The organism is Streptomyces sp. NPDC049915 (assembly GCF_040656475.1).
In the GTDB taxonomy this organism is placed as follows: Bacteria; Actinomycetota; Actinomycetes; order Streptomycetales; family Streptomycetaceae; genus Streptomyces.
Genome location: NZ_JBFAMH010000002.1, coordinates 327,601 through 341,217 on the forward strand (window position 1 = coordinate 327,601; position 13,617 = coordinate 341,217).

The following is a 13,617-nucleotide window of genomic DNA, read 5'->3' on the forward strand; positions in this document are numbered from 1 at the left end:
TGAAACGGAACGGCCCTAACCCGCCAGCGAACCGAGATACGCCGCCGTCTTCTCCGGCTCGTAGAAGAAGTTCTCGAAGTCGGCCGGGTCGTTGAACGCGTTCGCGAACCGGTCGGCCGCCGGCTGGAGCTGGCCGGCCGCGCCGATGAGGTTCAGCACGTGCTCCGGCGGGGGCGCCAGCATCGCGTTGGTCCACTTCACGACGTGCTGCGCCGTCTGCCAGTAGCGGTCGAACGCCTGCTGCATCCAGTCCTCGTCGAACGGCTTGTCGCCGTGCTCGAGGATGGCGGCCAGGTAGGCGGCCGCGCACTTGGACGCCGAGTTGGAGCCCTGCCCGGTGATCGGGTCGTTGGCGACGACCACGTCGGCGACGCCGAGGACCGCGCCGCCGCCGGGCAGGTGCCCGATCGGCTTGCGCACGGTCGGGGCGTAGCGGCCGGCCAGTGTGCCGCCCGCGTCGGTCAGCTCGACCTTCGTGGCCCGCGCGTACTCCCAGGGGGTGTACCGCTCCATGAGTTCCAGGGTCAGGGAGAGGTGCTTTGCCGGGTCCTTGACGCCCTTGAAGACGTCGAGCGGGCCGCCGGGTATGCCCTCCCAGAACAGGATGTCGGCGCGGCCGGAGGTGGTGTACGTCGGCATGATGAACAGCTCGCCGACGCCGGGCACCAGGTTGCAGCGGACCGCGTCGAACTCCGGGTGCTCCGGGCGCGGGCCGAGGCCGTGCACGTAGGCCACGGCCAGCGCGCGCTGGGGCTCGCTGTACGGGGAGCGGGAGGCGTCCCGTTCGAACATCGACACCAGTTCGCCCTTGCCGGCGGAGACCAGGACGAGGTCGTAGGCGCGGGAGAAGTAGTCGAGGTCGGAGACCGCCGCTCCGTGGATGACCAGCTGGCCGCCGCGCTGCGCGAACGTCTCCATCCAGCCGGCCATCTTCACGCGCTGGTCCACGGACTGCGCATACCCGTCGAGCCGGCCCACCCAGTCGATGGCGCGGGCGGCCGGGCCCTCGGCCCAGGAGCCGGGGGCCGCCACCGAGACGCCGAGTCCTTGGATCTTCGGGGCCTGGGACTCCCAGAAGTTCAGCTGGAGCTCACGCTCGTGCTGCAGTGCCGTGTGGAACATGCACTGCGTCGACATGACCCGGCCGGAGCGGATCTCGTCCGCGGTCCGGTTCGACATCAGGGTGACCTCGTAGCCGTGCGCCTGCAGGCCGAGGGCGAGCTGGAGGCCGGACTGTCCGGCCCCTACGACGAGTATCTTCCGCATGCGGAATGTCTCTCCTAGGTGGAACTACTCGGGGGTTTCCTCGAGCGCGTGGGCCACGAGGGCGAGGAGCGTCTCGATCACCGAGATGCGGCGCCGCGCATCCATGATCATGACAGGTATGTGCGGAGGAATCGTGAGGGCCTCACGCACGTCCTCGGGCTCGAACAGCTCGGTTCCGTCGAAGTGGTTGACCGCGACGACGTACGGCAGCCCGCAGCTCTCGAAGTAGTCCAGCGCGGGGAAGCAGTCCTTCAGCCGACGGGTGTCGGCCAGTACGACGGCGCCGATCGCACCGCGCACCAGGTCGTCCCACATGAACCAGAACCGCTGCTGACCCGGCGTACCGAACAGGTACAGCACCAGGTCGTCGTCGAGCGTGATCCGGCCGAAGTCCATGGCGACGGTGGTGGTCAGCTTGCCCGGCGTGGCCGTGAGGTCGTCGGTCTCCTGGCTGGCCTCGGTCATCAGCGCCTCGGTCTGCAGAGGCGTGATCTCCGAGACGGACGTGACCAGGGTGGTCTTGCCGACACCGAAGCCGCCCGCCACGACGATCTTCGTGGCGATGGGGGCGCGGGTGCGGTCCGTCTGCCAGGACTTCACATCCTCGTCGGGCTGGGCGACACGGGCCGCCTCGGCGAACGGGGAGACGCCACGAGCGGCGTCAGAGACGACGGAGTCCACTCAGCACCCTTTCCAGCAGCGCGCGGTCCGGCCGGCCCGTGCCGTGGCCGGTGCCCGTTCCGTACACGCGGATCTTTCCCTGGTCCGCGAGGTCGCTCAGCAGGACGCGGACCACGCCGAGCGGCATCTTCAGCAGCGCGGCGATCTCGGCCACCGTGCGCATACGGCGGCACAGTTCGACGATGGCCCGCATCTCCGGCATCACGCGGGTGGCGAGACTACCGTTCGTCAGCTCCTTGCGCTCCTCCGGGGCCTCCAGTGCGGCCACGAACGTCTCGACGAGCAGGACGTGACCGAAGCGGGTACGGCCGCCGGTGAGCGAGTAGGGGCGCACACGGGCCGGTTTGCGGTCGCCGCCGCGGACCGGCAACTGGCCCTTCGCGGCGTGGGACATGCTGCTCATCGCTCGCTCCCCATCGAGGAGGACTCCAGGGATTTGCGTAGCTCACTGCGGAGTTCGGGGGTCAGGACATGGCCGGCGCGGCCCACGAACAGGGCCATGTGGTACGCCACGACGCTCATGTCGCAGTCCGCGGAGCCGTGCACGCCGAGCAGCGAGCCGTCGCTGATCGACATCACGAACAGGCTGCCTTCCTCCATGGCGACCATCGTGTGCTTCACCGCGCCGCCGTCCATCAGCTTGGCCGCGCCGATGGTGAGGCTGCCGATGCCGGAGACGATGGTGGCGAGGTCGGCGGCGGAGCCGCGGGGGCCGGCGGGCAGGATGGCCTGCTGGGCCTGCCCGGCCTCGAGGTTGCGGTCCTGGTCGGAGGAGAGCAGCAGCAGACCGTCGGAGGAGACCACGGCGACCGAGACGATGCCGGGGACCTCCTCGACGAGGTTGCTCAACAGCCAGTGCAGGTTGCGGGCTTCACTGCTCAGACCGAAGGTACTGGGCGCGGTCAACTGCTTGCCTCCTCGACTGTGCCCCCCGTGGCGTCTTGTGTGGGTCGGCGCTCCGCGGGCTGTGCCGCGGGTGTCCTGGTCTGGCCGGTCTGCTCGGCGATCTCCGCCCGGGCGTCGCGGTAGCCGGCGGTGGCGCCCTGGCGGAAGCCGCCGAGCCGCCGACGCAGGGCTTCGGCGTCCACGGACTTGGTGCGGGGGCGCTCCGCCTGGGCGGGGGCGGTGATCTTGGGGGTGCGCTTGGGGAGGCCCTTCGCGGTGTACTCGTCTTCCTCGTCCGCGGTGCGCTGGTGCTCCGCCTCTGCCTCGGCCTCGGCCGGCTGGTCAGCGTCGGCGGCCGCGGCCTCGTGGGTGGGCGCCGGCACCGTGGCGGGCTCGGGCGCGGGCTCGGGGGCCGCTTCCTCCGCCTTCGGGGACGGGATCAGCAGCTCCATCGTCATCTCGGCCGGGGACTCCGCCGGCGGCGCGGGCCGCGATACGGCTTCCTCGGCCGCCGCCGGCTCCCCGGTCTGCGCCGGCTGCTCCGCCGTGGGCTGCTCGGGCTCGGGCTCCCGGGCCTCCACCTCCGCCTGCTCCCGTTCCCGTACCGCCTTCTCCGCGAGGGCGACCAGGCGGTCGCCGTCACTCGAGCGGCTGTGCAGGACGTTGGAGTTGGCCTCGGCGTCGGCGCCCGGCAGGGAGAAGGTCTGGGTGGTGCTCGCGGAGTGCGCGGGCGGGGCGACCGCGGCCGGCGGGGCGGCGGCCAGCAGCGACTGCGGCAGGACGACGACCGCGGCCGTACCGCCCTGCTTCTGCTCGCGCAGCTGCACCCGCACCCCGTGCCGGTGGGCGAGACGGGCGACGACGTAGAGGCCGAGCCCGAGGCCCTCCTCGCCCTCCTGGTCGTACGGCGTGTTCGGGTCGAAGGCGGTGAGGCGGGCGTTGAGCCGCTCCATCCGCTCGCCCGTCATGCCGATGCCCTCGTCCTGGACGGAGAGCATGACCTCGCCGTTCTCCAGCAGCCAGCCGGAGACCTCGACGGGCATGTCGGGCGGGGAGAACGCGGTGGCGTTCTCCATGAGTTCGGCCAGCAGGTGGGAGAGGTCGTCGGCGGCGAATCCGGCCACGTGCGCATGCGGCGGGAGGGCCGCGATACGGACGCGTTCGTAGCGCTCGATCTCGCTGACCGCCGCGCGGACCACGTCGACCAGCGGGACGGGACCCGCGTGCTGCTGGACGTGCTCGGTGCCGGCGAGGACGAGGAGGTTCTCGCTGTGCCGGCGCATGACCGTGGCGAAGTGGTCCAGCTTGAACAGGGTGGCCAGGCGCTCCGGATCCTGCTCGCGCTCCTCCAGGCCCTCGATGACGGCGAGCTGACGCTCGACCAGGCCGAGCGTGCGCAGGGCGAGGTTGACGAAGGTGGAGCCGATGCTGGTGCGCAGCCGGTCGAGCTGGGCCGCGGACTCGGCGAGTTCGGCGCGCAGTTCCTCGCGGGCGTCGGCCATCTTCTGCCGCTGGCCGACCAGGTGCTTGCGGTCGGACTCCAGCGTGCCGACCCGCTCGGCGAGGGTGACGGCGTGCGCGTGCAGGGCGTTGACGGAGCGGACGACCTGGGCGAACTCGTCGTTGCGGCCGGTGAACTTCACCGGTTCCTGGGTGACCGGGTCCTCGGCCTCGGCCAGCCGGGCGGAGCCGCGCCGCAGCGCCGACAGCGGGCGGGTCAGGCTGCGGGCCATGGCGGTGGCGATGCCGACGGCGAGCAGGATCAGCGCGCCGAGGATCGCGACACGGATCTCCAGCGCGGTGACATCGTCGTCGCGCAGCTGCTCCAGCGCCTGGGTGCGGTGCTGGTAGAGCGCGGACTCCGCGCCGCGCATCAGCTCGATCCGCGCGGACAGGGCCGCGTCGAGCTTGCGGGTGCTGGTGTCGAGCTCGTCGTCGTCCAGCGCGGGCTGGTCGGTGAGGCGGGCGAGGTACTTCTCGGCGGTGGTGGTCTCCGGTCCGGTGACGGTGGAGTCGTACGACGTCACCGCCTGCCGGGGTGCCGACTCGTGGAAGTCGGCGAGGGCGGCGTCGGAGCGCAGCCGGGCCTGCTGGGCGGCGGCGGTGAGCGCGTCGCGCTGCTTGGCCGCGGACGAGGAGGAGCCGGAGCCGGTCCGGGGCAGGCCGGTGACCGGGTCGATGGTGCTCTGCGTGCCGCCGGGAGCGTTCAGCGCGGCGAGCAGCAGGCCGCGGGTGGCGGCGGCCTGCTGGACGGCGGAGTCCAGCTCGGCGAGGGCGTAGGCGCCGGAGCCCGCGCGCGGCGGGCTCTGCTGGGCGAGCTGCTCGGTGAGCCGGTGCAGCTCGGTGATCGCGGCCGAGTACGCCTGGTGGGCCTCGAGCGCGCTGCTCTGTCCGGTGAGCGCGGCGCGGCGGACCGCGGCGATGCCGTCGAGGTCGGTGCGCAGGGCGGCGGGCAGGTCGGTGTCGGCGCGCAGTTCCTCGACCTGCCGGTCGACGCGTGCGCTGCGCTGCTCGTCGGGCGCCTTGGACTTGGGCCGGCCGGCCGCGACGTACGAGGTGACGTCGTCACGTTCGTCGGCGAGGGCGTGGGCGAGGGTCAGCGCCTCCTGGGTCTGCCCGGCGAGGGTGACCAGGTCCTGGGTGTCCTTCAGCTGCCCGGAGGCTGCGATGACGGACGGCGCGCCCGCGCCCGCGATGGCGGCCGCCACCACCGCCACGGCGACGATCAGCCGATTGCGTACGTGGGTGGGTCGGCCCTTGCCTACGACGGGGGGCTGGGCGCCACCCTCGGGGGCCGACTGCCTGCCTGTGCGCCGAGGCCGCGTCTTCTGCACCGGTGCTCGCATTCCTGTACTCGTATAGCCATGGGACCGGATGACGCCCCGTCAATCGGCGCGCACGTCCGGTACGGTTCCCGACCCTCCCAGTGCCGGTGGGCAGCGGGCGGGCATCACCTGCCCCGCCACCCGAAGGAGTGAACATCGGGAGAGAGTTGGCGGGCAAGTTCCTCTGGCGCGTGCAGTGGCCTTGCGCGGCGGGCCGGTTGGACGTCGGCGGCGCGCTTTGGCAGGATTCGCCGCCACGCCTTGGCGGAGTGAAGCATTCCACCCCAAAACCGACGTCGTGGCCGCGCCGGCACGACGAACCCGCGACGCTTGCAGGCCGTTCGCCGAGCATGTGAAGGGCTGGTGCAGACTGGCCGGATGCGTACGGAACTCGTCTCGGAACCCGGCGACCCGCTTCGCCCCAACGAGGACTTCGCCGGCATCGGAGTACCCGCCTCCGGACAGGGCGCGTCGCTCGTCGCCCTGGACGGGGTGACCCCGCCCCGGGAGAGCGGCACGGGATGTCTGCATTCGGTCCCCTGGTACACGGCACGGCTCGGCGGAGCGCTGACCGAACTGACCGTTTCGCTCCCGGATGTTCCCCTGGCCGAGGCCCTCGCCCGCGCCATCGCGCGTACCTCCGCCGCACACGCGGGAACCTGTGACCTTTCTCACCCGCGCACCCCGCAGGCAACCGTGGTCCTGGCCCGCTGGTCCGCACGGTCCGTCGAGTACCTGGTGCTGTCCGATTCAGCGCTGCTGGTGCAGTCTCCGCACGGCACGGTCACGGCGGTTCTGGACGACCGGCTGGCCCGGCTGCCGCGCGCCGCGCTGGCCACGGACGAGATGATCGACGCGCACCTGCGCAACAAGGAGGGCGGCTTCTTCACGGCGGCGGCCGACCCCTCGGTGGCGGACCGCGCGGTCACCGGCTCCCTGCCGCGCGAAGAGGTGACCGCGCTGGCCGCGCTGACGGACGGGGCGACGCGCTGGGTGGAGACGTTCCGCGAGGGCGACTGGGCGGACTGCCTCGGGCTGATCCAGAAGGAGGGCGCCCAGGCCCTGGTCGCGCGCGTCCGTTCCCTGGAACGCACGGACGCACACGCGCGCACCCACCTGGGCGGCAGCAAGACCCACGACGACGCGACGGTGGTCTACGCGGAGCTGTGAGGCACGGGAGCGCCCTGGGGCAGGCCCGTCACTTCTCCATCCCCCGGTTCAACTGGTTCAGCAGCCGGGCCAGTTCCGCCACCTCGCGGCGGTTCCAGTGGGCGAGCTTGCTGACGTAGCGGGCGCGGCGGGCGTCACGGACGCTGCCGACCCGGCGGTGACCCTCCTCCGTGAGGTGGACCAGCCAGGCGCGGCCGTCGGCCGGGTCCGGTTCGCGGGCCACCAGGCCGAGCTCCTCCAGGGCCCTGAGCTGGCGGGACATGGTGGCCTTGCCGATGCCGATGTAGGCGGCCAGTTCGGTGGCGCGCTGCCGACCGCACTCGTCCAGCCGGACCAGCAGGCCGTAGGCGGCCGACTCCAGGTCCGGGTGGACCTCGCGGGCCATCTCCCCCTGGCTGGCGCGGGCCCGGCGCAGGAAGACCGTCAGCTCGCGTTCCAGCGCCAGGAACTCCTGGTCCACACCACTCGGCGACGTCCCGGGTTCGCCCCGATGCTCCGCGCCGTTCGCGTCCTCGTGCACGTCAGTCCCCTGATCCGGTTTCCCGATCCTGAAAGTTTCCGCCAGGCGCCCGCCATCGCCGCAGCTTGGTCAGTATTTCGCAGGGCTAGACCAACGGCAGCGTTCGGACCCCTTCCCTCCGTACGGTCTACGTGCGTAGCTTCTTTTACCAGGCCCTTACTGGCATGCCCACGCCAGTGGTTATCGGGCCAACCTGTGCAGCACGTCGTCCAGCGTTCCCCACCGACGCCTTCGGAGGCACGTCATGCCCGTGCACAGACCCGGTTTTGCACGCCGCCGCCTGCTCGCCCCCCTCGCGGCAGCCGGCCTCGCGGTCCTCTCCCTCGCCCTGCCCGCGTCCGCCCGAAGTGCCGACGTCCCCGCCCGCGGCTCCGCCTACATGGGCATGGGCGTCCTGGCCCACGACGGCCAGAGCGGCACGCCCAGCACCGGTGACGCCACCCAGACGGAAGGCGTCGACGTCTCCGCCCACCAGGGCAACGTCGCCTGGTCCACCCTGTGGAGCAGCGGCGTGCAGTGGTCCTACGTCAAGGCCACCGAGGGGACGTACTACACGAACCCCTACTTCGCGCAGCAGTACAACGGCTCGTACAACGTCGGCATGATCCGCGGCTCGTACCACTTCGCGACACCCGACACCACCAGCGGCGCCACCCAGGCCAACTACTTCGTCGACCACGGCGGCGGCTGGTCCCGCGACGGCAAGACCCTCCCCGGCGCCCTCGACATCGAGTGGAACCCCTACGGCGCCGCCTGCTACGGCAAGACACAGAGCGGGATGGTCACCTGGATCCGCGACTTCCTGAACCAGTACAAGGCCCGTACGGGCCGCGACGCCATGATCTACACGGCGACCAGCTGGTGGACCCAGTGCACCGGCAACTACGCCGGCTTCGCCACCACCAACCCCCTGTGGATCGCCCGGTACGCCACCGACCCGGGCACACTGCCGGCCGGCTGGGGCTACTACACGATGTGGCAGTACACCTCCTCCGGCCCGACGGTCGGTGACCACGACAAGTTCAACGGGGCCTACGACCGGCTCCAGGCACTCGCCAACGGCTGACATCGCCGCTCGTACGGCGAAGGCCCGGGTCTCCCTCACGGGACCCGGGCCTCCCCTCATCCGGCGGCGTCCGTCACGCCGCCACCGGAACCTCCGGCGCCGCCTCGCTCGCGGCGGGCGCGAGGGCCAGTTCCAGGACCTGGCGCACGTCGGTCACCGCGTGGACGTCGAGCTTGTCCAGCACCTCGGCGGGGACGTCGTCCAGGTCGGGCTCGTTGCGCTTGGGGATGATCACGGTGGTCACCCCGGCGCGGTGGGCGGCGAGCAGCTTCTGCTTCACGCCGCCGATGGGCAGCACCCGGCCGGTCAGCGAGACCTCGCCGGTCATCGCCACGTCGGTGCGGACCAGGCGGCCGGAGAGCAGGGACGCAAGGGCCGTCGTCATCGTGACGCCGGCGCTGGGGCCGTCCTTGGGGACCGCTCCGGCCGGGAAGTGGATGTGCACGCCCCGGTCCTTCAGGTCGCCCACCGGCAGCTCCAGTTCCGCACCGTGGCTGCGCAGGAAGCTCAGCGCGATCTGTGCGGACTCCTTCATCACGTCACCGAGCTGACCGGTGAGGGTCAGTCCGGCCGCGCCGGTCTCCGGGTCGGCCAGGGACGCCTCGACGAAGAGGACGTCACCGCCGGCGCCGGTGACCGCGAGGCCGGTCGCCACACCGGGGACGGCGGTGCGGCGCTCGGCCGGGTCCTGCGCGGACTCCGGAACGTGGTGCGGGCGGCCGATCAGGTCGCGCAGGTGGTCCGCGGTGACCGTGAAGGGCACCTCGCGCTCGCCCAGTTCGTGCTGGGCGGCCACCTTGCGCAGCAGACGCGCGATGGAGCGCTCCAGGGTGCGCACACCGGCCTCGCGGGTGTACTCGCCGGCCAGCTTGCGCAGGGCGCCCTCGTCGAGGGTGACCTCGTCCTTGTTCAGGCCGGACCGCTCCAGCTGACGCGGCAGCAGGTGGTCGCGGGCGATGACGACCTTCTCGTCCTCGGTGTAGCCGTCGAGGCGGACGATGTCCATGCGGTCGGCGAGCGCCTCGGGGATGGCCTCCAGGACGTTGGCGGTGGCGAGGAAGACGACGTCCGACAGGTCGAGCTCGACCTCCAGGTAGTGGTCGCGGAAGGTGTGGTTCTGCGCCGGGTCGAGGACTTCGAGCAGGGCCGCCGCGGGGTCGCCGCGGAAGTCGGAGCCGACCTTGTCGATCTCGTCGAGCAGGACGACCGGGTTCATGGAGCCGGCCTCCTTGACGGCCCGCACGATCCGGCCGGGCAGCGCCCCGACGTACGTACGGCGGTGACCGCGGATCTCGGCCTCGTCGCGCACCCCGCCGAGGGCGACGCGGACGAACTTGCGGCCCATGGCGTGGGCGACGGACTCGCCGAGGGAGGTCTTGCCGACGCCGGGCGGGCCGACGAGCGCGAGGACGGCACCGCCGCGCCGCCCGCCGACGACGCCCAGGCCGCGGTCGGCGCGGCGCTTGCGCACGGCCAGGTACTCGGTGATGCGTTCCTTGACGTCGTTCAGCCCGGCGTGCTCGGCGTCCAGGACGGCCTTGGCGCCCTGGATGTCGTAGGCGTCCTCGGTGCGCTCGTTCCACGGCATCTCCAGGACCGTGTCGAGCCAGGTGCGGATCCAGGAGCCCTCGGGCGAGGCGTCGGAGGCGCGCTCCAGCTTGTCGACCTCCTTGAGGGCGGCCTCGCGGACCTTCTCCGGGAGGTCGGCGGCCTCGACGCGGGCGCGGTAGTCGTCGGACTCCTCGCCCTCCTTCTCGCCGTTCAGCTCGCGCAGTTCCTTGCGGACGGCCTCCAGCTGGCGGCGCAGCAGGAACTCGCGCTGCTGCTTGTCGACGCCTTCCTGGACGTCCTTGGCGATGGTCTCGGCGACATCCTGCTCGGCGAGGTGGTCGCGCAGCTGCTGGGTGGCGAGCTTGAGGCGGGCGACCGGGTCGGCGGTCTCGAGCAGCTCCACCTTCTGCGCGGTGGTGAGGAAGGGTGAGTAGCCGGAGTTGTCGGCGAGGGCGGAGACGTCGTCGATGGCCTGGACGCGGTCGACGACCTGCCAGGCGCCGCGCTTCTTCAGCCAGGTGGTGGCGAGCGCCTTGTACTCCTTGACCAGTTCCTGCACGTGGCCCGGGACGGGGTCCGGCTGTGTCTCGTCGAGCTGTGTGCCCTCGACCCACAGCGCCGCACCCGGGCCTGTGGTCCCGGCCCCGATCCGGACGCGGCTGCGGCCGCGGATCAGGGCGCCGGGGTCGCCGTCGGCCAGCCGGCCGACCTGCTCGACGGTGCCGAGGACACCGATGCTCGCGTAGGTCCCGTCGATGCGTGGCACGAGCAGGACCTTGGGCTTTCCGGCCTCGGAGCCGGCGGCGGCCTGCGCGGCCTCCACCGCGGCGCGCACTTCGGAGTCGCTCAGGTCCAGCGGAACCACCATCCCGGGCAGCACGACCTCGTCGTCGAGCGGCAGCACAGGCAGGGTGAGCGATGCGGACGTCGAAGCCATGATCTCCCTTTCGGCAGTCAAGTTGAGTTGTACCGACTCAATGCTTGGGAGTCGGTAGATGTTCCCAAGCCGGTGTTCGCTGTGAGCGATCAAGGACACGGGCGCCCGAAGGTCACGGGAGGGGGTCGCGCACCGACCCGTCAGGTAATAGTCTATGCGGGCTGGTGACTATTACTGCGATTCTGGCACGGCGGACGGGAGACCGGAGTGGACACGATCGTGCGGTCCTGGGTGGAGGGGTGGGTCGTGTCGCGGGGTGCGGCTCCGCCGGCGGCACGGGAGTGGGGCTGGACCATCGACGTCGGACGGCCGGACCACGTCAGCCGGCACGTGTTCGGCGGCGTCGGCGAGGCCGTCGCGGAGACGGCCGTACGGAAGGTGGCGGACACGGTGACCGGGGCGGGGGTGCAGTTCAAGGCGTTCCGGGATCCGGCCGAGGTCGGCGGCTGGCTCGGCGACGGCTGGTGGATCGACCCGGAGCCGGGCTGGCTGATGTCCGTCCCGCTGCCGGCGTCCGCCCCGGCGCCCGCCGTCCCGGACGGTTACCGGCTGCGCACGTGGACGCGTGGCGGTGTGCTGCGTGCCCTCGTCACCGCGCCGGACGGCTCCTGGGCCGCGAGCGGGCAGATCGCGCCGACTGGTCCGACCGCGGTGGCGGACATGATCGAGACCTCGCCGGAGCACCGCCGCCGGGGCCTGGGCACCCTCGTGATGCGCACCCTCCAGCGAGGTGCGGCGGACGCGGGCGCGCGAACGGGCGTGCTGGCCGGGACGCCGGACGGGCGGGCGCTGTACGAAACGCTGGGGTGGCGGACGCTCGCGCCGCTGACGAGCGCCAGGCGGGTGAAGGACTGAGGGGGCGGGGACGCGGGGGCCACCCCTCCCCCGCGGTACGTCGCGTGGGTTCGGACTGTTCCCCGCGCCCCTTCACGCCCGCGACGGCCCGCCGGGCTGCGCGGTGGCCGCCCAGCGGCGCAGGCGGGGCCAGGTGGTGATGCCGATCGTCAGCGCTATCGCGTGACCCCAGCTGGTGAGCGGGTCGTAGGGGGACAGCAGGTCCTGACCGATGATCAGCGCGACCCAGGCCAGCAGGGGCCAGCGCAGCCACGGCCTCAGCAGGCCGGCCAGCGCGCCCACGCCCGCGGCGACACCGAAGCTGATGCCGTAGTCGAGGCGGTGCAGCGAGGTGTCCGGCAGGTGACCGGTGGCGACCGCGAACCCGACCGGCACCTCGGTCGCGAGGGTCGCCAGCACATGCCCGCACAGGAAGACGCCGGCCGTGCGCAGACCGCCGACGCGCCGCTCCAGCGCGGTCAGGACGAGCAGAAAACCGAGCGCGTACGGCGAGAGCACCCCGCCGGCGATCCACAGCGCACTGCCGACGAGCACCAGCACCGGGTGCCGCGCCAGGTGCGCCACGTCCGTACTGGACCCCTGCTGCAGCGCCTGCACGACGGCGGGGTCGGCGTACGCGGCGACGAGCGAGGTGAAGGCGAGGACGACGGCGTAGACGAAGGTGAAGGGGGTCGCCCGGGGAGTGGGCAGCAGCCGCCAGGGGCGTACCGCCCGCAGCCGCCCGCGGGGAGCCGGCGTGGCCTCGGCGGCAGCGGCGGACGGCGCGACGGGTGCCTGCGGGCCGCCGCGCCGCGGCTGGCCGGGCATGCCGTCCAGCAGTCGCGTGAGGTCCGGCAGATCGGCCGGAAGAGGCGCGTCGGGAGGCGTCCTGTCGACCCTCGCAGTGCGTTCCACGGTGAGGCGCTCCTTCCGTCGCACCTAACCTTTCGGGTCCCACCCACCCGCTGTCTGTGATCCACGCCACGCGTGACCGGATTCTCAGCAACCTCTCAAGGTTCTTACGCGTCCGCCGCCGATCCCCGTCGCCCCGGCGCGCGTTCCGGCGTACCCGCCCCGGCGTCCCGTGTCCCGCGCGCTGCGTCCCACGAACGGGTGCTCCGGCGCCGTCCGAGCCCGCCGGCTCCCGTAATTCCCGTTCCCGCAAAGCCCCGTTCATGCAGGATGGGATCCATGTCCACGACGTACGACAGTCCCGAGGTCCTGGACCGCCGCGAGGGTCCCTACGGCGAGGTCGTGCTGCGGCGGCACGGCGAGTTGCTGCAGATCATCGCCAACGGGTGCTTTCTGATGGACACCTCCGACGGCCGCAGCGAGCGGCTGCTGGTCGACGCCGCGCTGGAGGCGGTCGGCGACCGCCCGGCGCCGCACGTGCTGATCGGCGGGCTGGGCGTCGGCTTCTCGCTGGCCCATGCGGCTGCGAATTCGCGGTGGGGCCGGATCACCGTGGTGGAAAGGGAATCCGCCGTCATCGACTGGCACCGCGGCGGGCCGCTCGGCGGGCTCTCCCGCGAGGCGCTGGCCGATCCGCGCACCGAAGTCGTCCACGACGACCTGGTGGACTACGTCAATGAGACATCCGCCACGTTCGACGCCCTGTGCCTGGACATCGACAACGGCCCCGGCTGGACCGTCACGGACGGCAATGACGGACTGTACTCACCGGCCGGACTGGCAAGCTGCGCAAGGGTGTTGAGACCCGGCGGGGTGCTCGCGGTGTGGTCGGCCCAGCCGTCACCGGATTTCGAAGAAACCTTGGGGAATGTCGGGTTCCAGCAGGTGCGTACGGAAGAGATCCCCGTTGCCCGAGGCGTTCCCGACGTCGTGCACCTCGGGATCCGCCCTGAATAGCAAAGCCGTGGTG

12 protein-coding genes are annotated in these 13,617 nt (G+C 72.0%); 4 read left to right on the forward strand and 8 right to left on the reverse strand.

What is annotated here, in order from left to right:
* Positions 1-15: 15 nt before the first annotated feature.
* Genes AB0J12_RS03855 through AB0J12_RS03875 form a run of 5 tightly spaced genes read right to left on the reverse strand, consistent with a single transcriptional unit; the run spans position 16 to position 5,666 of the window.
* Positions 16-1,266, reverse strand: a complete 1,251-nt coding sequence (locus tag AB0J12_RS03855) for a styrene monooxygenase/indole monooxygenase family protein (RefSeq protein ID WP_363262562.1) — start codon at positions 1,264-1,266, stop codon at positions 16-18.
* Between the two features lie 24 nt (positions 1,267-1,290).
* The gene (locus tag AB0J12_RS03860) at positions 1,291-1,947 is read right to left on the reverse strand and encodes an ATP/GTP-binding protein (RefSeq protein WP_363262563.1); all 657 of its coding nucleotides are present in this window, start codon (positions 1,945-1,947) and stop codon (positions 1,291-1,293) included.
* Complete coding sequence (locus AB0J12_RS03865; RefSeq protein WP_363262744.1) at positions 1,928-2,341, reverse strand: DUF742 domain-containing protein; 414 nt, start codon at positions 2,339-2,341, stop codon at positions 1,928-1,930. Before AB0J12_RS03865 ends, AB0J12_RS03860 begins: the two co-directional genes overlap by 20 nt.
* Positions 2,342-2,346: 5 nt before the next feature.
* Positions 2,347-2,853 (reverse strand): roadblock/LC7 domain-containing protein, encoded by a 507-nt coding sequence (locus tag AB0J12_RS03870; RefSeq protein ID WP_363262564.1) that lies wholly within the window; start codon positions 2,851-2,853, stop codon positions 2,347-2,349.
* Positions 2,850-5,666, reverse strand: a complete 2,817-nt coding sequence (locus AB0J12_RS03875; RefSeq protein WP_363262565.1) for a nitrate- and nitrite sensing domain-containing protein — start codon at positions 5,664-5,666, stop codon at positions 2,850-2,852. Before AB0J12_RS03875 ends, AB0J12_RS03870 begins: the two co-directional genes overlap by 4 nt.
* A 369-nt stretch (positions 5,667-6,035) precedes the next feature.
* Here AB0J12_RS03875 and AB0J12_RS03880 point away from each other — a divergent pair, with 369 nt between their 5' ends.
* Positions 6,036-6,827 (forward strand): protein phosphatase 2C domain-containing protein, encoded by a 792-nt coding sequence (locus tag AB0J12_RS03880; protein WP_363262566.1) that lies wholly within the window; start codon positions 6,036-6,038, stop codon positions 6,825-6,827.
* A gap of 28 nt (positions 6,828-6,855) precedes the next feature.
* Here the strand turns inward: AB0J12_RS03880 and AB0J12_RS03885 are convergent, their stop codons facing one another.
* Positions 6,856-7,347, reverse strand: a complete 492-nt coding sequence (locus tag AB0J12_RS03885; RefSeq protein WP_363262567.1) for a MarR family transcriptional regulator — start codon at positions 7,345-7,347, stop codon at positions 6,856-6,858.
* Between the two features lie 244 nt (positions 7,348-7,591).
* Between AB0J12_RS03885 and AB0J12_RS03890 the strand changes: the two genes are divergently transcribed.
* Positions 7,592-8,413: a lysozyme gene (locus AB0J12_RS03890; RefSeq protein ID WP_363262568.1), complete on the forward strand. Its 822-nt coding sequence runs from the start codon at positions 7,592-7,594 to the stop codon at positions 8,411-8,413.
* 73 nt (positions 8,414-8,486) lie between these two features.
* On the opposite strand, the gene lon is transcribed toward AB0J12_RS03890, so the two are convergent.
* Positions 8,487-10,901: an endopeptidase La gene (gene lon / locus AB0J12_RS03895; RefSeq protein WP_363262569.1), complete on the reverse strand. Its 2,415-nt coding sequence runs from the start codon at positions 10,899-10,901 to the stop codon at positions 8,487-8,489.
* Positions 10,902-11,108: 207 nt separating this feature from the next.
* On the opposite strand from lon, the gene AB0J12_RS03900 reads away from it, so the two are divergent.
* Positions 11,109-11,756, forward strand: a complete 648-nt coding sequence (locus AB0J12_RS03900) for a GNAT family N-acetyltransferase (RefSeq protein ID WP_363262570.1) — start codon at positions 11,109-11,111, stop codon at positions 11,754-11,756.
* A 72-nt stretch (positions 11,757-11,828) separates the two neighbouring features.
* Here AB0J12_RS03900 and AB0J12_RS03905 read toward each other — a convergent pair whose 3' ends face one another.
* A complete protein-coding gene (locus AB0J12_RS03905) occupies positions 11,829-12,650 on the reverse strand; it encodes a rhomboid-like protein (protein WP_363262571.1) in 822 nt (273 codons plus the stop codon).
* 276 nt (positions 12,651-12,926) lie between these two features.
* Here AB0J12_RS03905 and AB0J12_RS03910 point away from each other — a divergent pair, with 276 nt between their 5' ends.
* Positions 12,927-13,604 (forward strand): spermidine synthase, encoded by a 678-nt coding sequence (locus AB0J12_RS03910; RefSeq protein WP_363262572.1) that lies wholly within the window; start codon positions 12,927-12,929, stop codon positions 13,602-13,604.
* Positions 13,605-13,617 lie beyond the last annotated feature (13 nt).

Excerpts from the sequence above, each read along its gene's own strand:
- AB0J12_RS03855 (WP_363262562.1), bottom strand. The coding sequence starts at position 1,266 with ATGCGGAAGATACTCGTCGTAGGGGCCGGACAGTCCGGCCTCCAGCTC.
- AB0J12_RS03865 (WP_363262744.1), bottom strand. The coding sequence starts at position 2,341 with ATGTCCCACGCCGCGAAGGGCCAGTTGCCGGTCCGCGGCGGCGACCGC.
- AB0J12_RS03880 (WP_363262566.1), top strand. The coding sequence starts at position 6,036 with ATGCGTACGGAACTCGTCTCGGAACCCGGCGACCCGCTTCGCCCCAAC.
- AB0J12_RS03890 (WP_363262568.1), top strand. The coding sequence starts at position 7,592 with ATGCCCGTGCACAGACCCGGTTTTGCACGCCGCCGCCTGCTCGCCCCC.
- lon (WP_363262569.1), bottom strand. The coding sequence starts at position 10,901 with ATGGCTTCGACGTCCGCATCGCTCACCCTGCCTGTGCTGCCGCTCGAC.
- AB0J12_RS03910 (WP_363262572.1), top strand. The coding sequence starts at position 12,927 with ATGTCCACGACGTACGACAGTCCCGAGGTCCTGGACCGCCGCGAGGGT.